The following is a 23,876-nucleotide window of genomic DNA, read 5'->3' on the forward strand; positions in this document are numbered from 1 at the left end:
CCTGTCGGAACAGTCAAATGCGTTGGGCCGAAACGTCGCCGCTGTCGATCCGGGCGTGGTGCGCTGCTTCAATTCTCGCATCGCACATCATGACGCGATTGGGTCTTGCGCATGGACCTTTGCGCAACATCCGTACGGTGCGGGCTATCTTGCAATAAGCTCAATACAAAAGCGCCGCGGGTAGCACGCGCGGCGCTTTATCCAAACAAATTCGATACTATTCGGCTTCGTTTGCCGGGGCGGCGTTGAGCTGCCCATATTTTTCCTCGCCGATCGTTTCGAGCAGCTGGATCTGCGACTCGAGGAAGTCGATGTGGCCCTCCTCGTCGGCGAGCAGTTCCTCGAAGAGTTTCATCGAGACATAGTCGCCGGCCGCGTGACAGACGTCGCGGGAATTCTTGTAGGCCGTGCGGGCGTCGTATTCGCCGGCGAGGTCGGCCTTCAGCACTTCCTTGACATTCTGGCCGATGCGCAGCGGCGCCACCGTCTGCAGGTTCGGATGGCCTTCGAGGAAGATGATGCGTGCGATGAGTTTGTCGGCGTGGTGCATTTCCTCGATAGATTCCTCACGCTCCTTCTTTGCAAGCAGCGTGTAGCCCCAGTCTTCGAGAAAGCGGTAATGCACCCAGTACTGGTTTACGGCACCGAGTTCGAGAAAGAGCGCTTCGTTAAGCTGCTCGATGACCTTTGCGTCGCCTTTCAAGATCCGCCCTCCGGTTTTCTTCGTGGAATTGTTTTAGGCGGGTCATGAAATCAAATATCTCGGCGTCCGTCGAGTCGCGACGGGCGTGATATTGCTCGGTGGTGCGGATGATGATGTCGACGACATTGGGGAAACAGCCGCAGCAACGACCGCGCTTTTCCATCGCGTGATAGACTTTCGCCGGCACGATCAGCTGCCAACAGTCCTCATCGAGGAGGCCGATGATCGTGTCCTCGACCTCTTTTTCGGTGATGAAATTGCAGCTGCACACCAGCATTTCGTCTTGCCCGTCAAACGCAACATCCTGAATTTGCGATAAAGCAAAAGAGGATATTTGCCGTCAACAAAAAACTCCTCTCCATAAAGTTGAAGGGTATATTAGAGGCGTTCTAATCTTGAGGAAAAATTTCGTGTTTTCATTGGATTAGCGGATTCTAAGGCACCGATTTTTCTCTCATGGCTTGCAGATTGGGTCGGAAAGGCTGCGACATTTTTACACAGGCTTGCCCGCAGCCAAAGCCGGAGACAATCGGGCGATGCAACGATCTGCAGTTGGCAAGCCGACCGAGGATCAATGGAAGTTGCGTCCCTTCGGCATGACCTCGGCCACCTCGCTCCCCGACTCCGACGTTTTTCGTCCCTCTTGTTGAGAAGGCATCAGGCGCAATTGCCGGAGTGCTTTCTTGTCGCGGGCATCCGCGGTCGGCCTGAGCGCCTCGTCGGCCCGATCATTGGCTCCGAAGCGCCTGGCCTCGTTGCGCAGGAGCCCGAGCATCGGCGTCATGTCCTCCATATGTTCGGCGACCACATGGATGACGCCGCTTTCGCTCTGTAAGCGACCGCGTATCTTCACGAGCCGCGATCCCATGACCTGCCGCCGATATTTCTGGAAGGTCTTCTCCCAGACGATGATGTTGGCGACACCGGTTTCGTCCTCGATCGTCATGAAGATGACGCCATTGGCCGAACCCGGCCGCTGGCGAACGAGCACAAGGCCTGCCACCGTCACCCGTCTTCCGGCCGGGGTCCGCGCCAGATCCCGGCTGGAAAGAATGCTCATGCGCGAGAAATCCTCCCGCATGAAGGAGACCGGGTGGGCCTTCAGCGACAGCGTCAGGTAGCGATAGTCATGGATGACATGTTCGCCGGCGGGCATGTCCGGCAGGGCAACCGCCGGCTCGACCTGTAGGTCCGTCGAACCGGCCCCATCGAAAAGCGGCAGGCGCTCGACCGCCGACTGCTCGTTGAGCGCCTTCACCGCCCAGAGGGCTCTTCGCCGGTCGAGGCCGATGGAGCGGAAGGCATCCGCATCCGCAAGACGCTCCAGCACGGCCCGCGTCAGCCCGGAGCGGACCCAGAGATCGTGAACGGACCGGTATCCCTCGCCGCGGCGCGCGACGAGCGCCCCCATATCCGCTTGCCGCAATCCCTTGACCAGCCGGAAACCGAGCCGGACGGCCTTCTGCGACTTGATCACATCCCGCATATCCGCATGGCGCGGGTCGACCGCATCCTTGCTGAACATCCTCTCGCCTTCGAGCAGGGCATCCCAGTCCGAGTGGTTGACGTCGACCGGCAGGATTTTCACCCCGTGTTCGCGGGCATCGCGCACGAGCTGCGCGGGCGCATAGAAGCCCATCGGCTGCGAGTTCAGAAGCGCGGCGCAGAAGACATCCGGATAATAGGCCTTGAACCAGGAGGAGGCATAGACGAGCGAGGCGAAGGAGGCGGCATGGCTCTCGGGAAAACCATATTCGCCGAAACCCTTGATCTGGTTGAAGCAGCGCTCGGCGAACTCCCTTTCATAGCCGTTCTTGACCATGCCATCGATCATCTTCCGCTCGAAAGTATGGATCGTGCCGGTCCGCTTGAAGGTCGCCATGGCGCGGCGCAGGCGATCGGCCTCGCTCGGCGAGAAGCCGGCGGCGGTGATGGCGATCTGCATTGCCTGCTCCTGGAACAGCGGCACGCCCAGCGTTCTTTCCAGGACCGCCTTCAATTCCTCGCTCGGATAGTCGACCGCTTCTCCCCGGCGCTGCGCCTCGCGCCGCTTCAGATAGGGATGCACCATGTTGCCCTGGATGGGACCCGGGCGGACGATCGCCACCTCGATCACCAGATCGTACATTTCGCGCGGTCTGAGCCGCGGCAGCATGCTCATCTGCGCACGGCTTTCGATCTGGAACACCCCGACCGTATCGGCGCGGCAGATCATGTCGTAAACGGCCTCTTTCTGGTCTTGGTAGAGTTCGGCGAGCGTTTTCGGCTTGCCGTAATGGGCTTCCAGGAACTTGAAGGCCCTGGCGAGGCAGGTCAGCATGCCGAGCGCCAGCACGTCGACCTTGAGGATCTTCAACTGGTCGAGATCGTCCTTGTCCCATTCGATCATGTAGCGGTCGGGCATGGCCGTGTTCATGATCGGCACAACCTCGTCGAGCCTGTCGCGGGTGATGACGAAGCCGCCGACATGCTGGGAGAGGTGCCTCGGGAAGTTCATGAGCAGGCTGGCATAGGCAAGCACGCGCCTCGTCAGCGGATCCGCCATGTCGAGCCCCGCCCCCCTCGCCTGTTCCTCGGTGAAGGGCGAAGTGCCCCAGCCCCAGACGGAACTGACGAGAGCCGATTGTATGTCCTCCGACAGGCCGAAGGCCTTGGCGACCTCGCGGCCGGCCGAACGCGAGCGGTAGCTGATCACCGCGGCAGTGAGCCCGGCATGCTCCTTGCCGTAGGTTCTGTAGATATATTGGATGACCTCTTCGCGCCGCTCGTGTTCGAAGTCGACATCTATATCGGGCGGCTCGTCGCGGTCGCGCGACAGGAAGCGGTCGAACAGCAGCGTGAACTTCTGCGGATCGACGTCGGTGATGCCGAGGCAGAAACAGACGGAGGAGTTGGCGGCAGACCCCCGCCCCTGGCAGAGAATGTTCACGCTGCGGGCAAATTTCACCAGCTTGTGGACGGTCAGGAAATAGGGCTCGTATTTCTTGTCGTGGATGAGTTCGAGCTCGTATTCGATCTGCCGCTTTACCTTTTCCGGCACGCCGGAAGGATACCGCTCGCGCGCACCTTCGGCGACGAGCCTCCGCAGGCTTTCGGCCGGCGTCTCGCCCGCGGCGTTTTCGTCCGGATATTGATGGCTGAGCTCGTCGAGGCTGAAGGAAAGCCGCTTGAAGAATTTGCCCGCATTGACGATCGCTTCGGGATAGTCGCGGAAAAGCCGGACCATCTCCTGCAGGCCCTTCAGGTGCCTTTCGGCATTCTTCTGGAGGAGGAAGCCGGCGCTGGCGATCGACACATGCTCGCGAATGGCGGTGACCACATCCGCAAGCGGCCGGTAGTGCGGATCGTGATAAAGTGCGTCATTGGTGGCCAGAAGCCGGACATCGAGGCTCCTGGCGAGGGCGGCGAGAACGGCGAAGTCATGCCGGTCGAAGCCGTCATAACGGGGCGCCAGGCCGAGATAGAGCCGGTTGCCGGCATGCTCCCGCAATGTCTCAAGAAGCGTGCCCAGGATTTCCGGCTGCGGCCGGCCTTCGCCCGGCATGACGATCAGCAGCAGTTCCTCCTGCCATTCGAGAAGATCGGCGAGATGAAGCGTGCAGTCGCCTTTCTTCGAACGCAGGTTGCCGGCGCTGAGCAGTCGGCAGAGATGCCCCCAGCCCTGCCTGTTCCGGGGATAGGCGAGAATGTCCGGCGTGCCATCGGCAAAGACCAGGCGGGCCCCGGGCTGGAAAGGATAATTCTCCACTTTTGCCTTGGCATGGGCCCTGACGACACCGGCCACGCTGTTGCGGTCGGCGACGCCGAGGCCTGAAAGCCCGATCTTCTTGGCAAAGACGATCATCTCCTCGGCCGGCGCCGCCCCTTCTAAAAAGGAGAAATTCGTGCGCGCTCCAAGCTCGTAGAAGATCGGCGCCTCGCTCATGCGAAAACTCCGTGCATGAACCAGCGGGCTGCCGCGACTTCCCTTCCGTAAAGGCCTTCGCGGAACAGCCAGAAACGGCGGCCCTCCTGATCCTCGACCCGGAAATAGTCGCGCGTCGGATGGTCCTCCCCGTCGATCCACCATTCGGCGGCGATCCGCTCGGGACCCTCGGCGCGGGCGACGCGATACTGGGTCTTTCGCCAGTTGAAGCTGCGCGGGGCGCCGTCCGGCACCTCGGCCGTCGCCTCCACCAGTTCGGGGTAGGCGAAAACCCGAAGCGGGCGGTTTTCCGGAAAGACCCTGTCGTCAGAGCCAGGCGGCGCCATCACCGCCGCTACATTCCTGACCGCGGCAAACCCGCCCGCCCGCTCCGGCAGGTGGCTTTCGGCAAGGCTCGCCTGCATCAGGCAATCAGGGCCGAACCGGGCGGCAACCTTGTCGATGAAGGCGGCAAGCGGCTGGCTTTCCTCGGGCACGCCGGAAAAATCCTGCTGCGCCGGATCGAGCCTTTCGCTGCGCAAAACGGCCAGCCTGAGGATTTCGAAGCCGTAGCCGGCATCGAGATCGTCATGGACCGCCTGCAGCCGTTCGCGAAAGAGCGCCGCGATGCGGCCGGCATCATTCAACGGCATGGCCGCATGCGCCCGCACACGGAATACCCGTCCGTCGACGCGAAACAGAAGAAGCTCGAACAGCCGCCCGCCTTCGCCATGCCGCTCCAGCGAAGTGCGGACGTCCTTGGCAAGGTGACGGGTCAGTTCGAGAATGTATTCCTCGTCCATCAGCGGTTCGGCGAGCCGGCGCTCGGCGGCAAAGCTCGGCACCGGCAGGCGCGGCGACAAAGGTTCGTCCGCCGCGCCTCTCGCCTGGTCGAGCCTGAGGAGAAGGAGGGAACCGAAGCGGCGGGCAAGCGGCGCGCGCGGCGCTTCGAGAAGGTCGCCGATCTGTTTCAGCCCGACGCGCTCGAGGGCTGCGGCGGTTTCCTCCGGCAGGCGGAGCGCCGCAACCGGCAAGGGTGCAAGAACCCGACCGGCCTCTCCCGCTTCGATGACGGCCACATCGCCGTAGCGGGCGGCGGCCCAGGAAAGGCCGGCTGCGGAGGAGACGGTCGCCCGCGCCTCGACGCCGAGCGAGAAAAGCCGGGACAGGAGATCGCTGACAAGCCCCTTCTCGCCGCCATGCAGGTGGGCGCAGCCGGTGATGTCGAGAAACAGGCCGTCCTTTCCGTCGAGCGCGACCAGCGGCGTGTAGCGGTCGCACCAGTCGGCAAGCCCTTCCAGAAAGGCCTGGTCGGCCGCCGGATCGGCGGCGATCACGTCGAGCGCCGGGCACATGGCGCGGGCCTCCGCCGCCCCCTGCCCGCGCTTCAGGCCGATCTTCTCGGCAAGCGTGTCGAGCGCGACGAGGCGCATGGCATTGTCGATCTTGGCGGCGAAAACGACCGGCGGATGATCAGGACGCCCGCGCGAAAGCCAGGAGGCGCCCCAGCGGCTGCGCGCGAGGCGGTCGGCCGGCAGGTGAGGAAAGTGGATCGACAGGATTCTCTGGCTGTCCGTTGGCCTGAAGAGCGGCGCTCCGGCGTTCGTCGAGGGGGTAGAAGCGGCGGTCATGGGCGTTCCATTCCAGAAAGATGTCGGCAGCGGCATAAGCCCTGCTTTTTTCGACAAGGAGGTGAAAGGCGGGATGGTCGATGCTGCCGCAAAGCACCGAGCCATCGGGGAGAGGACGTTCGCCGGCCGGCGCCGGCTTGATCTGGAAGCGGAAAAAGGCGCTGCTCGCCTCCTCCTTGCCCGCCTGGCGGAAGAGAAGCAGAGGCACATGACCCGCCCGGGCCCGGACATTGAGGCGCCGGCTCTCGCTCAAGGTGAGACAGGCGGGATTGCCGCGGATTTCCAGAACGACCGCGGCGAAGACCGGCACCGAAAGCGCCGTCTCGGCGACCCAGAGCGCATCCTTGACGGTGCGCGCCGCGACGAAGAGGAAGCGCTCCGGATCGAGCCCATAGGACTTGAGGCCGGGCGCATAGAGTTGCCCCGCCTCGCGGCAAGCGAGCGCCTGGCTGATCCAGAGCACCGGAGCGAGATGGCCTTTCTCCCTCCTCTCCTGCTGGTAGAGCACCGCAAGCGCCGCCACGAAGCCGGCGGCCGCGCCCGCATCGCGGGTTTCGGCATTGCGGATTTCCATCATCCCTTCGAGCGGCAGCCCGCCCTTGAGGAGACCGTCGAGCGGCCCGATCCCGAGCGGCAGCACCTTGTGATGCAAGGTCCCTTCACTGCCGCGCCGAAAGCCGGCGGCATCGGCCGTCTTGGCGGTCCGCACGATTCCAGGCAAGCTGCAATTTTCAATCCGTGCTATGGTGTCACGAAGGGAAAGTATGGTTTGCCGTTGCACGGCGTTCTCGGCCATGACGGTCAACTCCCATCAAATGTTCATGTTATGTTCTTATGGATTCCAGAGCTGGCAGGAAGAGTCAACAGCAAAGAATAAGAATTTATTCCTCAGCCCCGCCTGAACAGAATTCAACACTCGAAAAACAAACGGGAAATCGCTATATGAGGGCAACAAGGAGTGCCTATGGCCCGCATTGACCAGACCGATGATTGGCAGGAACGCCACGCACCGACGCTTACCACATTCGAACAGCTTGCTTTTGAAGCCTATAGCCACCTACCGGACGAATTCCGCAAGCTGACGACGGACCTCATCATCGAAGTTGCCGATTTCCCCAGCGACGACGTCTTCGAAGACATGGCGCTCGAGACGCCTTTCGACCTGCTCGGCCTCTTCGAAGGCCGCGGCATCGGCGAACGCTTCACCATGGAGACCGGCCAGTTTCCCAACCGCATCACCCTCTACCGCCGCCCGATCCTCGACTACTGGGCGGAAAACGAGGAAACACTCGGCGATATCATCACCCATGTGCTGATTCACGAGATCGGCCACCATTTCGGTCTTTCCGACGACGACATGGAGCGGATCGAGGCGAGCGTCGAGCACGTCGGCGGTTAGGGCACAAACGACCTTCCATCGATTTGCCCCTCATCCGCCTGCCGGCACCTTCGCCCCGCTCGTGGGGAGAAGGTCGCGGCAGCGGGATGAGGGGCAAGCAACCGTCGCCTAATCTTCGATCTTGCGCGCTTCCGAGACCAGCATGATCGGCACGCCGTCGCGGATCGGATAGGCGAGGCGGGCCTTTTCCGAGACCAGCTCGTGGGCCTCGGCATCGTAGCTAAGCCGCCCCTTTGTCAGCGGACAGACGAGCAATTCGAGAAGTTTCGGATCGACCCTGCTGGCGTTTGCGTCCATGGCTTCGTCTTCACTGCAGAATGTTGTCGAGATCGCCGAAATTGCGGGCGAGTACGATCTCGGTAATCGCGATCAGCGTTTCGGCCCGCGTCTTGAGATCGGGCGCTTCGAGCAGCGCCTGCTTCTCCGCCGGCCCGTAGGGCGACATCATCGCCATCGAATTGACGAGCGTACGGTTGCTCGCCCGCTCGACGCTTTCCCAGTCGGCCTCCAGCTTGTTGGCGTCGAGATAGGCGCGGAAGGCGGCGAGCAGCGCCTCGCGGTCGACGAGGGCCTCGTCGTCCGGCCCTTCGAGATCGGCCGCGAAGGGGCCGATGCGGAAGCGGCGATAGCCGCGCACGCCGGAAATTTCGGCAAACAGCCTGTAGCGGCAGACGCCGGTGAGCGAGGTGATGTAGCGGCCGTCGCCGGTTTCGGCGAAGGAGGTGATGCGGCCGATGCAGCCGACCTGGCAGAGTGCCGGCACCGGCGAGGAATCGATGTCGCTGCGGCCTTCGGCAAAGGAGGGCTGGACGATGCCGATCAGCCGGTCACCGGAGAGCGCGTCATCGAACATTGCGAGGTAGCGGGGTTCAAAGATGTTGAGAGGAAGCTGGGCACCCGGAAGCAGCAGCGCGCCCGTCAGGGGGAAGACCGGAATGATCTCCGGCAGATCCTTCGGACTGAGATAACGCGCATTTCCGACATGCATTTCCGATTGCCCCTGAAGATCGCGGCGTCCCCCATTTCATAAACGCGGGCCGCACGCTCAAGAAATGGTGCATCCCTCGAAAATCTCAAGGCAAAAGCTGCGATCGGAGACGCAAAAAACGGCTCGGCTGCCGGCTGTCTTCCGATCAGGAGAAGAGAAGAGAAGACAGCTTGCGCCGGGCGGCAATCGTCGTCGGATCCTTCGGTCCCCAGACTTCGAAGAAGGACAGGAGCTCGCGCCGGGCGGCGTCGTCCTCGAAGCTGCGGTCGCGCTTCATGATCGTCAGGAGATGCTCGGCGGCGCCGGTCCTGTCGCCCTCGACATTGCGGATCTTGGCAAGCTTCAGCCGTGCCGCGTGGTCGTCCGGGTTGTGCGCCAGTTGCTGCTCGAGAGCCACCGGATCGCCGAGCTTGCGAGCCTCCTCGATCTGATCGAGCTTCTTCGAAACAGCACCGATTGCCGCGGCTTTCGCCAGTTCTTCCGGCAGTTGCGAGAGCGCCTGGCGCGCCTCGGCAAGCTGGCCGAGCGCGATCATGCATTCGACCACGCCGGCGATCGCCTCGGTGTTTTCCGGCTCCGCCTGCAGCACGGCGCCGTAGAGTCCGGCGGCGTTCTGGGCATCGCCGGCTTCGAAAAGCGCCTTGGCGTCGGCAAGCACGGCCTCGACCTCTGCCTTGGAATCGTCGACTGCCGGGCCGGCGATACGGTCGATGAACTGCTTGATCTGGCTCTCGGGGATAGCGCCCATGAAGCCGTCGACGGGACGCCCGCCGACAAAGGCGATGACCGCCGGGATCGACTGGATGCCGAGCTGTCCGGCGATCGACGGATGGTCGTCGATGTTCATCTTGACGAGCTTGACGCGGCCGGCGGCTTCCTTGACCACCTTCTCGATGACCGGCGTCAGCTGTTTGCAGGGGCCGCACCAGGGTGCCCAGAAATCGACCAGCACCGGCTGCTGGCGCGAGGCCTCGAGCACGTCGCGGGCGAAGGCGGCGGTGGTCGTCTCCTTGATCAGGTCGCCGGCGACCGCGGCATTCGGTGCCGGATGCCCGCCGAACGAGGCCGAGGCCGTCATCTGGTTGCCGAAGGAACCTGCATAGGGATTGTCGCTACCGCCCATTCTTCTCTCTCCTCGCGGGCTTGCCGCCCGACTTGATGCTTTCCGCGCCAAAGATCGTATGTCAAGCCGTCACTTTCAAGACAAGCGGCTCGTGTCCGGTCGCCTCCATGAAGCGCAGCATATCGGTGGCGGCGATCGAGGTCGTCTGGTCGTTCGAGAGCGGGTGGCAGTTGATCGTGTCGAATTCCATCAGCCCCTCGTCGAGAATGATCTTCACCTTGCCCGAGGTGTCGTTGATCGCGCCGAAGGCGGTCACGGCGCCGGGGATCACGCCCAGATATTCCATCAGCTTCTCCGGCTTGCCGAAGGAGACCTTGCTGGCCGCGCCGATGGTCTGATGAATGGTCTTCAGGTCCACCGTCGCATTCTCCTCGACGGTCAGCAGGAAATAATTGTCCTTTTTGTCCTTCAGGAACAGGTTTTTTGTATGTCCGCCGGGAATTTCATCGCGCAGCGCCACCGATTCGGCGACGGTAAAGACCGGCTGATGCTGCTTCGTCCTGTGCTCGATACCGAGTTCGTCGAGAAAGCGGAATAGGTCTTCCGCGGATTTCGGCTGTGCCTCGCTCATCATCTTGATCCTTCCGACGGCTTTAGATTTTGTCCTGCTTTACGAGGAAGGGCCGGCTTACGCAATCTCAAGGGCGGCCAACGGCGGGGGATCGCGGCATGGCGGCCTTTTGGGATTAGCCCGAAAAAATTCTTGCCTTCCGCGCCATTTCCCTGTTGCATTTGAAAAATCGATAGGCCATATAGCGCCGGTCGCCGCAAGACGGGGCGGCAACCCACGGTCCACAGACTACCCCGGACCTGGGTCTGATGAGCGGGTGTAGCTCAGGGGTAGAGCACAACCTTGCCAAGGTTGGGGTCGAGGGTTCGAATCCCTTCGCCCGCTCCAGTTTTCTCAAAGATTATCAGCAGCTTTCTAGCAGCTTTTGCCTGTCTAAAACGCGTCCTAACAAGCTCACTGTCAGCGCTCGCGAGCACTTGCTTAAAATTGTTGACAGGAATCTCGTTTATTGAATCTATGGGCGTAGGAGATTTCGGGATGAGCTACCTGATAGGAGTGGGACTATACACGCCTGCGGAAGCAGGACGCCTCCTTCACGTGCCCGCGTCGAAAATCTCTCGATGGCTGCGCGGACACTCCGTCAAGGGTTCTACGTACGCACCGCTCTGGCTCCGGCAATCAATCTTGGTGATGATCGGTTGGTGCTCGACTTCAGAGACCTGATGGAAATCAGAGTTGCAGACGCGTTCATTCGAGCAGGTATTTCAGCAATAAAGGTGCGCGCTGCAATTCAGATTGCCCGTGAGGAGCTCGGCCGCGACCACCCTCTTTCTACCGACCGATTTCGGACTGATGGACGTAAGATATTCTTGCACGTCATCGAGACCGACCCCGACGGCCAGGAACGAGAACGCCTGCTGAACATCTTTCGCCGCCAGTATGAGTTCAAGGGAATCATCGACCCAATATTGAAGACGGGGGACTTCGCGGAGAATGGCGACCCTCTGCTTTGGTGGCCAGGAGGGCGGCGGTTGAACGTTGTTGTCGACCCTGCGCGTTCATTTGGGCAACCAATTGATGCCGCCTCAAGCGTGCCAACTGCCATATTGGACGCGGCCGCAAAGCAAGAGGGCATTGTCGGCGCAGCTCGGGCCTTTGACGTGCCCGAATCATCGGTGCGCCGCGCCGTGGAATTTGAAGGTTCTCTCAGTCAGCGGATGGCTGCGTGAAGGTTCTGTTCGACAACTGCACCTCGCCAGTTCTCGCCTCAACATTACATGGTTTCATAAGTCACTTTGGCCACTCGGCCCTGCACATCAAAGATCTCTCCGGCTTACCGCGCGGGCGAAATTCACCGATTTGGAATGGATAGAATTTCTGCGCACCTCAGCGGAATCGTGGATGTTCATCACCGGAGATACCCGAGTTCTCAGAAATTCGGCAGAACGAGCAGCACTACGCTCCGCTGGGTTACACGGCTTTGTCTTGGCGCCCGCCTATCAAAAATCGCCTATGCACATGGTGGCAGCGACAATCGTTTCCAGATGGCCTGACATGTATCATCTGACAAGCATCGTTGCCGCACCTTCGATGCACGAGTTCCGATCGGCAAACACACGAAGCTTCGCTCTCTCCCTCTTTGAGCACCTTTAGATACTTCGCGCTATATATCCGTTTCAGCTCTTGGCGAAAACGTAGTCCGTCTCTTGCCGGAGCACCTCACCCGGCCTCAGCACACCATTCGGAAAACCTCGGTGGTTCACCGCATCGGGCCAGACTTGCGTCTCGAGGCAGAAGCCGGCGAAGGGGCCGTAGCGGCGGCCTTCGAGGCCAGAGACCGGCACGTTCAGTTTGGATCCGGTGTAAAGCTGGACGCCGGGCTCGGTCGTCCGCACCTCCAGCGAGACGCCGGAATTGATGCTGCGCACCAGCGCCACCGAGCGCTTCCGCATGCGCTCCGGCGAGAGGCAGAAATTATGGTCATAGGCGATCCTGTCGCCTTGCATCTGGCGCTTGAGCGAGGTCATCTCGCGGAGGTCGAAGGCAGTGCCGGCGACGGGGCGGATTTCGCCGGTCGGGATCAGCCGCTCGTCCGTCGGCAGGTAATGGTCGGCGGCGATCATGATGTCATGGCCGCGCGCGTCCTCGCCGCCGTCGAGATTGAAATAGCTGTGCTGGCAGACATTGGCGAGCGTCGGCGCGTCGGTCTCGGTTTCGTAGAGGACGTTCAGCGTGCCGCCCGGCTTCAGCGCATAGGTGCAGGTCACCGTGCAGTTGCCGGGATAGCCGGCGCGGCCATCGGGATCGGTGATCCGGAGCGTCACGCTGCCCTCCGCCCGGTCGAGGATCGTCCAGTTGCGCTTGCCGATATTGTCGCTGCCGCCGTGCAGATGTGTGACGCCCTTCTCGTTGAGCTCGAGTTGATAGGCCTTGCCGTCGAGCATGAAGCGCCCGTCGCCGATGCGGTTGGCGTTGCGCCCGGGCGTGGCGCCGAAATAGGAGGAATGGGCCGGATAGCTTTGGAAATCCTCAAAGCCGAGCACGAGCGGCGCCTGATGGCCGTCGAGCCGCAGGTCCTGGATGACCGAGCCCCAGGTCAAAACCCTGGCGGTCAGCCCGCCGCCCGTGAGCGTCAGCCGATGCACCGGTTCGCCGGACGGCAGGTGGCCGAAGATTTCCGTGTCGGTGCTCATCGTTTCTCCCCTCGCGACATCATCCAAGCGGGCGACAAACTGCGTCATTTCCGGCGGGGCGGCAACCGGAAAGTCACACTTTTCAACGCGACAATTCTTTGGTCGCCGCCTGCAGGCCGGCGAGCGTCAGCGGGAACATCCGCCCGTGAAAGAGCGCGCGGATCACGCCGATCGAATGGGTATGGCGCCAATGGCTCTCCGGCACCGGGTTGAGCCAGATCGACCGCGGGAAATGCGCCGTCAGGCGCTCGAGCCAGAGCGCCCCCGCTTCGTCGTTCCAGTGCTCGACCGAGCCGCCCGGATGGCTGATCTCGTAGGGGCTCATCGCGGCGTCGCCCACGAAGATGGCGCGGTAATCGCTGCCATAGGTGCGCAGGACCTCCGTGGTGCGGGTAATGTCGGCGCGGCGGCGGCGATTGTCCTTCCACAGGCCCTCATAGACGCAATTGTGGAAGTAGAAATAGTCCATCTGGCGGAACTCGGCGCGGGCCGCCGAGAACAGCTCCTCGACGATGCGGATGTGGTCGTCCATCGATCCGCCGACGTCGAAGAACATCAGGAGCTTGACGGCATTGCGGCGCTCCGGCCGGGTGACCACGTCGAGATAGCCGTGCTCGGCGGTGGAACGGATCGTGCCGGAGAGGTCGAGTTCGTCGGCCGCCCCTTGGCGCACCCAGCGCCTGAGCCGCTTCAGCGCCACCTTGATGTTGCGGGTACCGAGCTCGACTGTGTCGTCGTAGTCCTTGAACTCGCGCCGGTCCCAGACCTTGACCGCACGCCGATGACGCGAGCCTTCCTGGCCGATCCTGATACCTTCGGGATTGTAGCCATAGGCGCCGAAGGGCGAGGTGCCGGCCGTGCCGATCCATTTCGAGCCGCCCTGGTGACGGCCGGTCTGCTCGGCAAGCCGCTGGCGCAGCGTCTCCATCAGCCTGTCGAAACCGCCGAGCGCCTCGACGAGCTTCTTCTCCTCCTCGGTCAGATATTTCTCGGCGAGCTTCTTCAGCCATTCCTCGGGGATCGCCACTTCGGCAACATTCTGCGACGGGGAAACCGCTTGGAGCCCGGCGAAGCAATGCCGGAACACCCGGTCGAAGCGGTCGATGTAGCGCTCGTCCTTGATCAGCGCCGTGCGCGCCAGAAAATAGAAGGCCTCCACGTCAAAGGCGGCGATCCCCTTCTCCATTCCCTCGATCAGCGACAGAAACTCCCGAAGCGTCACCGGGATCTTCTCTGCCTTCAGTTCGAGGAAGAAGGGGATGAACATCACTCTCCGCTGCCGATCTTTTCGAGCTCGTAGGGTGTCGTCTGGTACATCTCGTTGATCCAGTTGCCGAAGAAGAGATGCGCATGGCTGCGCCAGCGGTTCTGCGGCGGCAGGGTCGAATCATTGTGCGGAAAGTAGTCGTGCGGCAGCTTGATCGGCACGCCGGCATCGACGTCGCGGAAATATTCGTCCGAAAGCGAAGTTGAATCATATTCGACATGATTGAACATGTAGAGCCGGTTGCCCTTCTTCTCGTGCACCAGGCAAACGCCCATCTCCTTCGATTCCATCAGGATCTCGAGGCTCGGAACCCGGTCGATATCGGCGCGGCGCACCTCGGTCCAGCGCGACACGGGGACGGCGAAGTCATCGGAAAAGCCGTTCAGATAGACCGACGAGGGCTTGAGGTTCTGGTGGCGATAGACGCCGAAGGCCTTTTCCTTGAGCGGATATTTCGGAACACCGTGAAAGTGGTAGATCCCCGCCATCGCGCCCCAACAGACGTTCAGCGTCGAGTGCACATGCGTTTCCGTCCAGTCGAAGATGCGCTTGAGCTCGTCCCAATAGGTGACCTCTTCATAGTCGAGCGTCTCGACCGGGGCGCCGGTGATGATGAAGCCGTCGAACTTGCGGCCCTTGACCTCCTCCCAGGTCTCGTAGAAGGCGAAGAGATGCTCCTCTGGCGTGTTCTTCGGCCGGTAGCCGCCGATGCGCACCAGCGTCAGCTCCACCTGCAGCGGCGTCGCGCCGATCAGCCGGGCGATCTGGATTTCCGTCTTGATCTTGTTCGGCATCAGGTTCAAGAGCCCGATCTGCAGCGGCCGGATGTCCTGGCGGACCGCCGCCGTCTCGGTCATCACCCGCACGCCCTCGTTGACGAGCGTTTCGAAGGCGGGCAGCGTATCGGGAATCTTGATGGGCATGGTTCCACTCGATCAATACAAAAAAACCGGCGGCGAGATGATCGCGACCGGTCCTCGGAAATCCGTTCTTTCCTCGGCCCTTTAGCGATTTCTTTAACGTGGCTGCAAGCCGGCCGGCCAAATCACCACAGGATCGTTTGATAGCGTGGCGCGGGGCAGGTGGTCAATGGAAAAGGAGTCTTGGGGTTTGCGGCCCCTCATCCGGCCTGCCGGCCACCTCTCCCCGTTCAACGGGGAGAAGGGACTCGCGGCGGCGCCCAAGCTCTCCCCCCCCCGCGAGCGGGGGCTAGTCCTCGGGTTAAGCCCGAGGAGAGGGGCAAACCCGAGGAAAAGGGCGAAGCGTCGCGCACTGCAGCAAGTCCAGACCTTCCTGCATTCCGTACCCCAGACGCGTGACGGCCTTGTCGGGGCTCATCCAAAAGAAGCGGAAGCGGATCGGCGCTCCACCGCCGTCCGGCGTCATTTCGTGATGCAGTCATGTTTGCCGCTGTTCGCCTTCAAGGGCGACGTGGAAATAGTGGCGGCGATGGCAGATTTCCCTATCACCTTTCCCGTAGCGAAAATCCCGGGTGGCGAATTGCGTCGCCGTGTCCGGCAGCGTGAGCCCGGTCTCCTCGAAAAATTCCCGAGGGGCCGCGCCTTCCGGGCTCTCGCCCGGCTCAATCGTGCCGCCCGGCACCTGCAGCTCGATTTCGGGAAAATCCGGTTCGTCGAAGACCAGCAGCGAACCCCGCCAGGTGGCGTAGATCAGGACCTTTTGCGCGTCCGGGCTCATGCGTCGCGGCGCGCCATGAAGGCCAGGCGCTCGAACAGGTGCACGTCCTGCTCGTTCTTTAAAAGGGCGCCGTGCAGCTTCGGCAGCATCGATTTTGGATCGGCGCGCAGGTCGGCCGGATCGATCTCATCGGCGACCAGAAGGCGGATCCAGTCGAGAGCCTCGGAGGTCGAGGGCTTCTTTTTGAGCCCCGGCACCTCGCGGATGCCGTAGAAGGCGGCAAGGGCCGCCGATAGCAGGGTCTTGCGGATGCCCGGATAGTGGACCTCGACGATGCGGGCGAGCGTCTCGGCATCGGGAAAGCGGATATAGTGGAAGAAGCAGCGGCGCAGGAAGGCGTCCGGCAGTTCCTTTTCGTTGTTCGAAGTGATGACGACGATCGGCCGGTGCCGCGCGCGGATCGTCTCGCCGGTCTCGTAGACGTGGAACTCCATCCGGTCGAGTTCCTGCAAGAGGTCGTTGGGAAATTCAATGTCCGCCTTGTCGATCTCGTCGATCAGCAGCACCACCTTTTCCGACGCCTCGAAAGCCTGCCAGAGCTTGCCCTTGCGGATATAGTTCTTCACGTCGTTGACGCGGGCGTCGCCGAGCTGGCTGTCGCGCAGCCGCGAGACGGCGTCGTAATCGTAGAGCCCCTGCTGCGCCTTGGTGGTCGATTTGACGCTCCACTCTATGAGGTCGAGGCCAAGTGCCGCGGCGATCTGGCGGGCGAGCTCGGTCTTGCCGGTGCCTGGCTCGCCCTTGACGAGCAGCGGCCGCTCCAGCCTTATCGCCGCATTGACGGCGACCATCAGGTCCTTGTCGGCAATATAGTCGGCGGTACCTTCAAACTGCATGGACCTGCTACTCTCGAGGTTGATGAATGCGCGAAAACCGATCCCGCCTCACCCGCGAAATGCCGTGACCTCGATTTCGATCAGCATTTCCGGGCGGATCAGGTCGCAAACGACCATCGTCGCGGCTGGGCGGATCTCGCCGAAAACCCCGCCGAAAATCGGGAAGACCCGGTCGGCGAAGCTGGCGTCGGTGACGTAGTAATGATTGCGCACGACGTCCGAGAGCGAGAAGCCGGCTTCCTTCAGCGCAGCCTCGATCGTCTTCAGGCAGTTGCGCGCCTGTTCCTCGACCGTCTTCGGCATGGTCATGCTGGCGTAGTCGTAGCCGGTCGTGCCGGAGACGAAGCACCAGTCGCCCTTGACGACGGCACGCGAATAGCCTGCCGTCTTCTCGAAGGGCGATCCGGTCGAAATCAGCCTGCGCGTCATCCGCGAGCCGTTCAGGCCCAGGGGCGCGATGCGGCGGTCGACTTCTCGAAGCTGTCGATGGCGCCCGCCTTTTCGAGCGTCAGGCCGATGTCGTCGAGGCCGTTCAGCAGGCAATGGCGCTTGAAGGCATCGATCTCGAACTTGATCGAACCGCCGTCCGGGCCGGTGATTTCCTGGGCTTCCAGATCGACAGACAAGACGGCATTGGAGCCGCGGTTGGCATCGTCCATCAGCTTGTCGAGGTCGGCCTGGCTGACGACGATCGGCAGGATGCCGTTCTTGAAACAGTTGTTGTAGAAGATGTCGGCGAAAGACGTCGAGATGACGCAGCGGATGCCGAAATCGAGGAGCGCCCAGGGCGCATGCTCGCGCGAGGAGCCGCAGCCGAAATTGTCGCCGGCAACCAGGATCTTGGCGTTCTGATAGGCCGGCTTGTTGAGCACGAAATCGGGGTTCGGCGTGCCGTCCTCGTTGTAGCGCGCCTCGGCGAAAAGCCCCGTGCCGAGGCCGGTGCGCTTGATCGTCTTCAGGTAGTCCTTCGGGATGATCATGTCCGTGTCGATGTTGACGACGGGCAGGGGCGCAGCAACGCCGGTGAGCTTGACGAACTTGTCCATGGTCTAGCCTTCGATTTCAGCGGAAGTGTTGGGAGAGCGTTTAGATCAGTTTCGCGCCGAAATGAAGGAGAATCTGTGCTGCGGGCCTTGGCGTCTCGCTTCTGGAGCGTCCTTTGAGCGTTTCTAGAGATCGATGATCGTGCCGCGCCCGTCGTTCCAGATCCGCATTTCGCGCTGCTGGCCGGCATTTGCCCGGGCCCGTGCCGGCATCGGCTTCGCCCTGAACCGCGCGGCGATCGCACTGCCGATCGCGACGACGGCGGCGATGCCGGCAAGCGCCAGGGCGAGCGAGGCGGTCAGCACGAAGGCCGCGACCGTGATGGCAATGGCGGCGGCCGTGAAAAGAACAGAGCGGATGCTTTGCATGTTCGTCACCTTTCTTTAAGCCATGTGGTGGCTCGCGGCACCGCTTGCAAGAGGGGCCTTCGACCTTGCGCAAGGCAACAAAGGCGGGCACAACGGGTTGCATGACACGTGCGACAGATCATCATCCCGTGCGGCTCCGCCGCTCCGTGCTTAGCGTTCCTGCCGACAATCCCCGCGCGCTCGCCAAGATCAAGGACCTTGCCGCAGACGCGGTGATCTTCGACCTCGAGGAGGCCGTGACGCCCGAGCACAAGGCGCAAGCCCGCGACGCCCTTGTCAGCCATCTGTCCGCAAACCGTCCCGACGGCGAAGCGATCATCCGCATCAATGTGGCGGAATCGGGATTCCGGGAAGCGGATCTTGCCGCCTCGGTCGTGCTGCGCCCGGACGCCATTCTTCTGCCGAAGGTCGAAAGCCCTGCCGACATCCAAGCGGTGCTCGATTGGCTCTCCGACAACGACGCGCCCGAAAGCCTGCGGCTCTGGGCGATGATCGAGACGCCGCGCGGTGTCATCAACGTGCCGGCGATCGCCGAGATGGGGCGCACCGTCGGCGGTCGGCTCGATTGCTTCGTCGTCGGCCTCAACGACCTGCGCAAGGCGACGGGCGTTCCCGCCCTTCCCGGCCGCACCTATCTCGTGCCATGGCTGATGCAGGTCCTGCTTGCCGCCCGCGGCAGCGGTCTCGACGCCATCGACGCGGTCTTCAACGATTTTCGCGACGCGGAGGGTTTTGGGACCGAGTGCCGGCAGGGGCGCGACATGGGGTACGACGGCAAGATGCTGATCCACCCCGCCCAGATCGACGAAGCCAATCGCTGCTTCGGCATAGACCAGGCGGCGCTCGACGAGGCGCGCGCGATCATCGATGCCTTCGCCCGGCCGGAACATGCCGGCAAGGGCGTGATCAATCTCGACGGCCGCATGGTCGAGCGCCTCCATCTCGACGAGGCGCTGAAACTCGCCGCGAAAGCGAACATTATCGAAAGGCGAAAGGTGAAACCTTGATACTCTACAGATTTCTGACAGGCCCCGACGACGCTTCGTTCTGCCACAAGGTGACGGCGGCTTTGAACCAGGGTTGGAGCCTGCACGGCTCGCCCACCTATGCCTTCAACGCCGATACCCAGCACATGCAATGCGGCCAGGCGGTGGTGAAAGAGGTGGAGGGCAAGGATTACCAGCCGGATATGAAGCTGTCGGAGCAGTGAGACCGAACCCCGAGCGCTTCCTCAGATAGGCTGCCCCGACAGCAATCGCGGGTCCGCTTCGCCGGCAATGCCGGCCGCCTGGCGGATAAAGAAATTCTTGAGCGACGGCAGGCGATCGACGAGGCCGAGGCCGACGTCGCGCAGCACCCTCACCGGCGTGATGTCGTTGGAGAACAGCCGGTTCAGCACATCCGTCGTCACGCCCATCCGGAACGTGTCGAAGCGCCGCCAGATCTGGTAGCGCTCGAGGACGGCGAGCGAGCCGATATCGAGGCCGAGGCGATCCGCCTCGACGATCGTTTCGGCAAGGGCGGCCACGTCCTTGAAGCCGAGATTGAGGCCCTGGCCGGAGATCGGGTGGATGCCGTGGGCGGCATCGCCCGCCAGCGCGAAACGGGGGGCGACGAAATCGCGCGCCAGCGTCAGGCCGAGCGGAAAGGCCCTGCGGCCGCCCACCACCTTGAGATGGCCGAGCTTGTGGCCGAAGCGGCGCTGCAGCTCCTCCTCGAAAATGAAGTCATCCTCTTTCAACAGCCTTTCGGCATCGTAGCTGCTCTCCGTCCAGACGAGCGAGGAGCGATTGTTCTTGAGCGGCAGGGTGGCGAAGGGGCCGGCCGGCAGGAAATGCTCCTCCGCCGTGCCGCCATGCGGCCGCTCGTGCTCGACCGTGGTCACGATGCCGGACTGGCCGTAATCGAACTCGACGACCTTGATGCCGGCCGCCTCGCGCAATTTCGAACGCACGCCGTCGCAGGCGACCAGCAGCCGCGCCTCGAGCGCCTCGCCGCCGGCGAGCGTCACGGCAACAGCGTGGTCGCCGCTCTTGAAGCTCTCGACCATCGCCGCCTGGCGGATCGCCACGCCGAGCTCCAGGCAGGCGTCGCGCAAGGCGCCGACCAGCGCGGTGTTCGGCACCATATGCGCAAAGGGACGGCCCTCGCCGCCGTCGCCCTCGAAGGTCAGGAACACCGGACGGACGGGATCGGCGGCTTTCGAATCGGTGATCACCATTCGGAGGATCGGTTCGGCCTCCGGCGCGATCGCGCTCCAGACCCCGAGCACGTCGAGCATGCGCTCTGCGGCAAGCGCCACCGCGGAGGCCCGTTCGTCCCTTTTCCAGGCGTCCTCCGGCGCACCGTCTACGACCGTCACGGCGAAATGGGGAGCCGCTTTCTTCAGCGATACGGCAAGCGACAGGCCGACATAACCGCCTCCGGCAATCAGTACATCGATCATCCCGCCTTCTCCCGTCGCACTTGAGCATCGATCCGTGCGTATATAGATCAATGCCATCGCCGTTCCTACTGCTGCATGTCTCCTTGAGTCGGGGCGATTTAAGGAGACATGCAGCAACTCAAAGTGTACAGCCGCCTTTGCGCGTCTGAAAAGACGCGCGCCGCTGTAGAGGAGACCGCCGAAATGTCGCGCCCCGCCGAAACCCCCATGGATGCGCTTCTCGCCATTCTCGATCTCGAGAAGCTCGAGGAGAATCTGTTCCGCGGCTTGAGCCCCCAGGTCGGGTGGCAGCGGGTGTTCGGAGGGCAGGTGATCGGCCAGGCGCTCGTTGCCGCGCAACGCACCGTGGATGCCGGCCGCTACGTCCATTCGCTGCATGCCTATTTCCTGCGGCCCGGCGACCCGACCGTGCCGATTATCTACGAGGTCGACCGCATCCGCGACGGATCGAGCTTCGCGACGCGCCGCGTCGTGGCGATCCAGCACGGCAAGGCGATCTTCTCCATGTCGGCCTCCTTCCAGTTCGACGAGGGCGGTTTCGACCATCAGTTCGACATGCCCGACGTGCCGATGCCGGAAGCCCTGCCGGGCGAAAAGGAACTGCGGGAGAAATTCCTCGTCCATGCACCGGAAGCGATCCGCCGTTATTGGGAACGGCCGCGGCCGATCGAGATCCGGCCGACCTCGCTCGAGCACTATTTCTCGCGCGACAAGGCCGCGCCGCGGCAGGACGTCTGGGTGAAGGCCGTCGGCCAGGTGCCGGACGAACGGCATCTGCAGGCGGCCGTGCTTGCCTATCTCTCCGACATGACGCTGCTCGATACCTCGCTCTATGCGCACGGCACTTCGGTCTTCGACCGGACGCTGCAGGTCGCGAGCCTCGACCATGCCATGTGGTTCCATCGGCCCTCCAAAATGGATGACTGGCTGCTCTATACCCAGGACAGCCCGAGCGCGCACGGCGCACGCGGCATGACGCGCGGCAGCCTGTTCGATCGTTCCGGCGTGCTGATCGCCTCGGTGGCACAGGAAGGCCTGATCCGTAAAAAGGCAGTTGAGTAAAAAATAGCCAGTTCTGAGCCATTTTTTGGCTTTTGCCTATTTTATCAGCTTTTCAATTGGCTGCTTTTTTAGCATTCCGCGATCGTCGGCGCAGGAATCGTGGTTTTTTCGTGTCTTTTCCGGAGTTTGCGGCCTCTGAATTGAATCTGGCACGCCCCTTGAATGTGACTTTTCGGTTGCCCAGCGCTTCACGCGCTTAAGCAGCAAGGAGAGACGGCCTCCCGCGCGGAGGCAGACAAGGATGGGAAGCCGATGAAAATTGTGATGGCCATTATCAAGCCGTTCAAGCTCGATGAGGTTCGCGAAGCCCTGACCGCCGTAGGCATCCAGGGTTTGACCGTGACCGAAGTGAAGGGTTACGGCCGCCAGAAGGGGCACACCGAAATTTACCGTGGCACCGAATACGCGGTGAGCTTCCTGCCGAAGCTGAAGATCGAGATCGCGGTTCCGTCGGAGATCGTCGACAAGGCCGTCGACGCGATCGCCTCGGCCGCCAAGACCGGCCAGATCGGCGACGGCAAGATCTTCGTCTATTCGATTGACCACGCCGTGCGCATCCGCACCGGCGAAACCGATTCAGAAGCGTTGTAAGCAGCGCCGATCAGGGAGCATTTCTCAATGTCATTCTACCTTTCCTCCTCTCTTCGACGCGTGGGCGCCGCTGCTGCCGCCTTGCTCGCGCCGGTCGTTGCCTTCGCCCAGGAGGCGGCGCCCGCCGCTGCCGAGGCCGTCGCAGCAACGCCGGTTCCGGACAAGGGCGATACCACCTGGATGCTGTTGTCGACCATCCTCGTCCTCTTGATGACCGTTCCCGGTCTCGCGCTCTTCTATGGCGGTCTCGTGCGCGCCAAGAACATGCTGTCGGTGCTGATGCAGGTTCTGATGATCACCGCCGTGGTGATGATCATCTGGGTGACCTACGGCTATTCGCTGGCCTTCACCGATGGCGGCTCGCTCAACTCGTTCATCGGCGGCTTCTCGAAAATGTTCCTGGCCGGCGTTGACACGACGACGCTTGCGGAAAGCTTCTCGAAGGGCGTCTTCATCCCCGAATACGTCTTCGTCGTCTTCCAGATGACCTTCGCCTGCATCACCCCGGCGCTGATCGTCGGCGCCTTCGCCGAGCGCATCAAGTTCTCGGCCGTCATGCTGTTCGTCATCCTGTGGGTCACCTTCGTCTACTTCCCGGTCGCCCACATGGTCTGGTTCTGGGGCGGCCCGAGCGCCTATACGGCCCCGACCGGCCTGATCTTCTCCTTCGGCGCGATCGATTTCGCCGGCGGTACCGTCGTCCACATCAATGCCGGCATCGCGGGCCTCGTCGGCGCGATCATGCTCGGCAAGCGCACGGGCTACAAGAAAGAGATCATGGCTCCGCATTCGATGACGCTCACCATGGTCGGCGCCTCGCTGCTGTGGGTCGGCTGGTTCGGCTTCAATGCCGGCTCGAACCTCGAAGCCAATGCTTACGCGGCCCTCGCCATGATCAACACCTTCCTGGCGACCGCAGCTGCGATCATCTCCTGGGCCGTCGTCGAAACGCTCGTCCGCGGCAAGGCTTCGATGCTCGGTGCCGCCTCGGGTGCCGTTGCCGGTCTCGTCGCGGTGACCCCGGCCGCCGGCTTTGCCGGCCCGATGGGCGCGATCGTGCTCGGCCTCGCCGTCTCGCCGGTCTGCTACTTCTTCGTCGACGTGGTGAAGAACAAGTTCCACTATGACGACAGCCTCGACGTCTTCGGCATCCACGGCGTCGGCGGCATCCTCGGTGCGATCGCAACCGGCATCCTCGTCAATCCGGCGCTCGGCGGTGCAGGCATCGTTGACTATTCGACCGCCGACTTCGCCGCCGGCTACGCCGGCACGGCAACGCAGGTCTGGGCGCAGCTGAAGGGCGTCCTCGTCACCGTCGTCTGGTCCGGTATCGGTTCCGCCATCCTCTTCAAGGTGGTCGATGCGATCGTCGGCCTGCGCGTCTCGGTCGAAGCGGAGCGCGAAGGCCTCGACCTCTCCTCGCACGGCGAGGCCGCCTACCACGCCAGCTAAGCGCGATTGCGGCGCCGGCAAAAAACGGCGCCGCCAAAAGTCCCGTCGCGATCCGCATATTTCGTGGATCGCCTTTCGCCCGGATCTCGCGATCCGGGCTTTTTTTGTTCCTCGACCGGCCTATCCACCGGTAATTCGGCGCCACACGCGCATGGTTAAT

The 23,876-nt window shown here is 62.5% G+C and carries 25 protein-coding genes, 1 tRNA gene and 1 riboswitch; of the genes, 8 read left to right on the plus strand and 18 right to left on the minus strand.

All coding sequences use genetic code 11. The features are described from left to right. Positions 1-217 precede the first annotated feature (217 nt). From bfr to CO664_RS31235, 5 genes are all read right to left on the minus strand, one after another. Complete coding sequence (bfr, locus tag CO664_RS18615) at positions 218-703, minus strand: bacterioferritin (protein WP_018235917.1); 486 nt, start codon at positions 701-703, stop codon at positions 218-220. Further along, complete coding sequence (locus CO664_RS18620; RefSeq protein ID WP_097539564.1) at positions 669-980, minus strand: (2Fe-2S)-binding protein; 312 nt, start codon at positions 978-980, stop codon at positions 669-671. The genes bfr and CO664_RS18620 overlap by 35 nt, the downstream gene beginning before the upstream one ends. Positions 981-1,274: 294 nt before the next feature. Then, positions 1,275-4,628, minus strand: coding sequence for an error-prone DNA polymerase (locus CO664_RS18625; protein WP_097539566.1), 3,354 nt, complete (start codon positions 4,626-4,628; stop codon positions 1,275-1,277). After that, the gene (locus CO664_RS18630; RefSeq protein ID WP_272939095.1) at positions 4,625-6,169 is read right to left on the minus strand and encodes a DUF6504 family protein; all 1,545 of its coding nucleotides are present in this window, start codon (positions 6,167-6,169) and stop codon (positions 4,625-4,627) included. The genes CO664_RS18625 and CO664_RS18630 overlap by 4 nt, the downstream gene beginning before the upstream one ends. Further along, positions 6,081-7,034 carry a hypothetical protein gene (locus CO664_RS31235; RefSeq protein WP_234820281.1) on the minus strand — a complete coding sequence of 318 codons (954 nt, stop codon included), beginning with the start codon at positions 7,032-7,034 and terminating at the stop codon, positions 6,081-6,083. The genes CO664_RS18630 and CO664_RS31235 overlap by 89 nt, the downstream gene beginning before the upstream one ends. 168 nt (positions 7,035-7,202) lie before the next feature. Between CO664_RS31235 and CO664_RS18635 the strand changes: the two genes are divergently transcribed. Next, the gene (locus CO664_RS18635) at positions 7,203-7,637 is read left to right on the plus strand and encodes a metallopeptidase family protein (RefSeq protein WP_097539569.1); all 435 of its coding nucleotides are present in this window, start codon (positions 7,203-7,205) and stop codon (positions 7,635-7,637) included. A gap of 108 nt (positions 7,638-7,745) precedes the next feature. On the opposite strand, the gene CO664_RS18640 is transcribed toward CO664_RS18635, so the two are convergent. From CO664_RS18640 to CO664_RS18655, 4 genes are all read right to left on the minus strand, one after another. Further along, the gene (locus CO664_RS18640; RefSeq protein ID WP_018235934.1) at positions 7,746-7,934 is read right to left on the minus strand and encodes a Trm112 family protein; all 189 of its coding nucleotides are present in this window, start codon (positions 7,932-7,934) and stop codon (positions 7,746-7,748) included. Positions 7,935-7,944: 10 nt separating this feature from the next. Beyond that, a complete protein-coding gene (locus tag CO664_RS18645) occupies positions 7,945-8,625 on the minus strand; it encodes an LON peptidase substrate-binding domain-containing protein (RefSeq protein WP_037389940.1) in 681 nt (226 codons plus the stop codon). A 145-nt stretch (positions 8,626-8,770) separates the two neighbouring features. Beyond that, a complete protein-coding gene (gene trxA / locus CO664_RS18650; RefSeq protein WP_097539571.1) occupies positions 8,771-9,748 on the minus strand; it encodes a thioredoxin in 978 nt (325 codons plus the stop codon). Positions 9,749-9,809: 61 nt separating this feature from the next. Then, the gene (locus CO664_RS18655) at positions 9,810-10,319 is read right to left on the minus strand and encodes a prolyl-tRNA synthetase associated domain-containing protein (RefSeq protein WP_037418183.1); all 510 of its coding nucleotides are present in this window, start codon (positions 10,317-10,319) and stop codon (positions 9,810-9,812) included. Positions 10,320-10,571: 252 nt separating this feature from the next. Between CO664_RS18655 and CO664_RS18660 the strand changes: the two genes are divergently transcribed. Together CO664_RS18660 and CO664_RS18665 are read left to right on the plus strand one after the other, a co-directional pair. After that, positions 10,572-10,646: transfer RNA gene (locus tag CO664_RS18660), tRNA-Gly, on the plus strand. A gap of 233 nt (positions 10,647-10,879) precedes the next feature. Then, positions 10,880-11,488, plus strand: coding sequence for a hypothetical protein (locus CO664_RS18665; RefSeq protein WP_234820282.1), 609 nt, complete (start codon positions 10,880-10,882; stop codon positions 11,486-11,488). A 447-nt stretch (positions 11,489-11,935) separates the two neighbouring features. On the opposite strand, the gene CO664_RS18670 is transcribed toward CO664_RS18665, so the two are convergent. The 8 genes from CO664_RS18670 to CO664_RS18705 form a co-directional block, all read right to left on the minus strand. Continuing rightward, positions 11,936-12,952: an aldose epimerase family protein gene (locus tag CO664_RS18670; RefSeq protein WP_097526217.1), complete on the minus strand. Its 1,017-nt coding sequence runs from the start codon at positions 12,950-12,952 to the stop codon at positions 11,936-11,938. A gap of 82 nt (positions 12,953-13,034) precedes the next feature. After that, positions 13,035-14,219 carry a VWA domain-containing protein gene (locus CO664_RS18675; RefSeq protein WP_097526133.1) on the minus strand — a complete coding sequence of 395 codons (1,185 nt, stop codon included), beginning with the start codon at positions 14,217-14,219 and terminating at the stop codon, positions 13,035-13,037. Next, positions 14,219-15,142: a homoserine O-succinyltransferase gene (gene metA, locus CO664_RS18680; RefSeq protein ID WP_097526132.1), complete on the minus strand. Its 924-nt coding sequence runs from the start codon at positions 15,140-15,142 to the stop codon at positions 14,219-14,221. The genes CO664_RS18675 and metA overlap by 1 nt, the downstream gene beginning before the upstream one ends. A gap of 61 nt (positions 15,143-15,203) precedes the next feature. Then, positions 15,204-15,281, minus strand: a riboswitch (SAM riboswitch). Positions 15,282-15,617: 336 nt separating this feature from the next. Next, positions 15,618-15,917 (minus strand): NUDIX domain-containing protein, encoded by a 300-nt coding sequence (locus CO664_RS31705; protein WP_337441822.1) that lies wholly within the window; start codon positions 15,915-15,917, stop codon positions 15,618-15,620. Then, positions 15,914-16,753, minus strand: coding sequence for a MoxR family ATPase (locus tag CO664_RS18690; RefSeq protein WP_097526131.1), 840 nt, complete (start codon positions 16,751-16,753; stop codon positions 15,914-15,916). Before CO664_RS18690 ends, CO664_RS31705 begins: the two co-directional genes overlap by 4 nt. A 48-nt stretch (positions 16,754-16,801) precedes the next feature. Continuing rightward, a complete protein-coding gene (locus CO664_RS18695; protein ID WP_097526130.1) occupies positions 16,802-17,182 on the minus strand; it encodes a RidA family protein in 381 nt (126 codons plus the stop codon). An 11-nt stretch (positions 17,183-17,193) separates the two neighbouring features. Further along, the gene (leuD, locus tag CO664_RS18700; protein WP_097526129.1) at positions 17,194-17,799 is read right to left on the minus strand and encodes a 3-isopropylmalate dehydratase small subunit; all 606 of its coding nucleotides are present in this window, start codon (positions 17,797-17,799) and stop codon (positions 17,194-17,196) included. Between the two features lie 123 nt (positions 17,800-17,922). Continuing rightward, complete coding sequence (locus tag CO664_RS18705) at positions 17,923-18,165, minus strand: hypothetical protein (RefSeq protein ID WP_097526128.1); 243 nt, start codon at positions 18,163-18,165, stop codon at positions 17,923-17,925. Positions 18,166-18,266: 101 nt separating this feature from the next. Here CO664_RS18705 and CO664_RS18710 point away from each other — a divergent pair, with 101 nt between their 5' ends. Beyond that, on the plus strand, positions 18,267-19,172 hold the full coding sequence (locus CO664_RS18710) for a CoA ester lyase (protein WP_097539572.1): 906 nt from the start codon (positions 18,267-18,269) through the stop codon (positions 19,170-19,172). Continuing rightward, positions 19,169-19,375, plus strand: coding sequence for a DUF1737 domain-containing protein (locus CO664_RS18715; RefSeq protein ID WP_097526126.1), 207 nt, complete (start codon positions 19,169-19,171; stop codon positions 19,373-19,375). The genes CO664_RS18710 and CO664_RS18715 overlap by 4 nt, the downstream gene beginning before the upstream one ends. A gap of 21 nt (positions 19,376-19,396) precedes the next feature. Here CO664_RS18715 and CO664_RS18720 read toward each other — a convergent pair whose 3' ends face one another. Then, positions 19,397-20,611: a ubiquinone biosynthesis hydroxylase gene (locus CO664_RS18720; protein WP_097526125.1), complete on the minus strand. Its 1,215-nt coding sequence runs from the start codon at positions 20,609-20,611 to the stop codon at positions 19,397-19,399. A gap of 183 nt (positions 20,612-20,794) precedes the next feature. Between CO664_RS18720 and tesB the strand changes: the two genes are divergently transcribed. The 3 genes from tesB (at position 20,795) to CO664_RS18735 (ending at position 23,716) form a co-directional block, all read left to right on the plus strand. Beyond that, positions 20,795-21,673, plus strand: a complete 879-nt coding sequence (gene tesB / locus CO664_RS18725) for an acyl-CoA thioesterase II (protein ID WP_097526124.1) — start codon at positions 20,795-20,797, stop codon at positions 21,671-21,673. A 252-nt stretch (positions 21,674-21,925) separates the two neighbouring features. Then, a complete protein-coding gene (locus tag CO664_RS18730) occupies positions 21,926-22,264 on the plus strand; it encodes a P-II family nitrogen regulator (RefSeq protein WP_014766401.1) in 339 nt (112 codons plus the stop codon). Positions 22,265-22,291: 27 nt separating this feature from the next. After that, positions 22,292-23,716, plus strand: coding sequence for an ammonium transporter (locus CO664_RS18735; protein ID WP_097539573.1), 1,425 nt, complete (start codon positions 22,292-22,294; stop codon positions 23,714-23,716). Positions 23,717-23,876: the final 160 nt, after the last annotated feature.

The sequence above is a fragment of the Sinorhizobium sp. NG07B genome, from assembly GCF_002532005.1.
In the GTDB taxonomy this organism is placed as follows: domain Bacteria; phylum Pseudomonadota; class Alphaproteobacteria; order Rhizobiales; family Rhizobiaceae; genus Sinorhizobium; species Sinorhizobium fredii_C.

Bases quoted from the DNA above. Each gene is read 5' to 3' on its own strand.
- CO664_RS18620 (WP_097539564.1), bottom strand. From the start codon at position 980: ATGCTGGTGTGCAGCTGCAATTTCATCACCGAAAAAGAGGTCGAGGAC.
- CO664_RS18625 (WP_097539566.1), bottom strand. From the start codon at position 4,628: ATGAGCGAGGCGCCGATCTTCTACGAGCTTGGAGCGCGCACGAATTTC.
- CO664_RS31235 (WP_234820281.1), bottom strand. From the start codon at position 7,034: ATGGCCGAGAACGCCGTGCAACGGCAAACCATACTTTCCCTTCGTGAC.
- CO664_RS18635 (WP_097539569.1), top strand. From the start codon at position 7,203: ATGGCCCGCATTGACCAGACCGATGATTGGCAGGAACGCCACGCACCG.
- CO664_RS18640 (WP_018235934.1), bottom strand. From the start codon at position 7,934: ATGGACGCAAACGCCAGCAGGGTCGATCCGAAACTTCTCGAATTGCTC.
- CO664_RS18645 (WP_037389940.1), bottom strand. From the start codon at position 8,625: ATGCATGTCGGAAATGCGCGTTATCTCAGTCCGAAGGATCTGCCGGAG.
- trxA (WP_097539571.1), bottom strand. From the start codon at position 9,748: ATGGGCGGTAGCGACAATCCCTATGCAGGTTCCTTCGGCAACCAGATG.
- CO664_RS18655 (WP_037418183.1), bottom strand. From the start codon at position 10,319: ATGAGCGAGGCACAGCCGAAATCCGCGGAAGACCTATTCCGCTTTCTC.
- CO664_RS18665 (WP_234820282.1), top strand. From the start codon at position 10,880: ATGGCTGCGCGGACACTCCGTCAAGGGTTCTACGTACGCACCGCTCTG.
- CO664_RS18670 (WP_097526217.1), bottom strand. From the start codon at position 12,952: ATGAGCACCGACACGGAAATCTTCGGCCACCTGCCGTCCGGCGAACCG.
- CO664_RS18675 (WP_097526133.1), bottom strand. From the start codon at position 14,219: ATGTTCATCCCCTTCTTCCTCGAACTGAAGGCAGAGAAGATCCCGGTG.
- metA (WP_097526132.1), bottom strand. From the start codon at position 15,142: ATGCCCATCAAGATTCCCGATACGCTGCCCGCCTTCGAAACGCTCGTC.
- CO664_RS31705 (WP_337441822.1), bottom strand. From the start codon at position 15,917: ATGAGCCCGGACGCGCAAAAGGTCCTGATCTACGCCACCTGGCGGGGT.
- CO664_RS18690 (WP_097526131.1), bottom strand. From the start codon at position 16,753: ATGCAGTTTGAAGGTACCGCCGACTATATTGCCGACAAGGACCTGATG.
- CO664_RS18695 (WP_097526130.1), bottom strand. From the start codon at position 17,182: ATGACGCGCAGGCTGATTTCGACCGGATCGCCCTTCGAGAAGACGGCA.
- leuD (WP_097526129.1), bottom strand. From the start codon at position 17,799: ATGGACAAGTTCGTCAAGCTCACCGGCGTTGCTGCGCCCCTGCCCGTC.
- CO664_RS18705 (WP_097526128.1), bottom strand. From the start codon at position 18,165: ATGCAAAGCATCCGCTCTGTTCTTTTCACGGCCGCCGCCATTGCCATC.
- CO664_RS18710 (WP_097539572.1), top strand. From the start codon at position 18,267: ATGACACGTGCGACAGATCATCATCCCGTGCGGCTCCGCCGCTCCGTG.
- CO664_RS18720 (WP_097526125.1), bottom strand. From the start codon at position 20,611: ATGATCGATGTACTGATTGCCGGAGGCGGTTATGTCGGCCTGTCGCTT.
- tesB (WP_097526124.1), top strand. From the start codon at position 20,795: ATGTCGCGCCCCGCCGAAACCCCCATGGATGCGCTTCTCGCCATTCTC.
- CO664_RS18730 (WP_014766401.1), top strand. From the start codon at position 21,926: ATGAAAATTGTGATGGCCATTATCAAGCCGTTCAAGCTCGATGAGGTT.
- CO664_RS18735 (WP_097539573.1), top strand. From the start codon at position 22,292: ATGTCATTCTACCTTTCCTCCTCTCTTCGACGCGTGGGCGCCGCTGCT.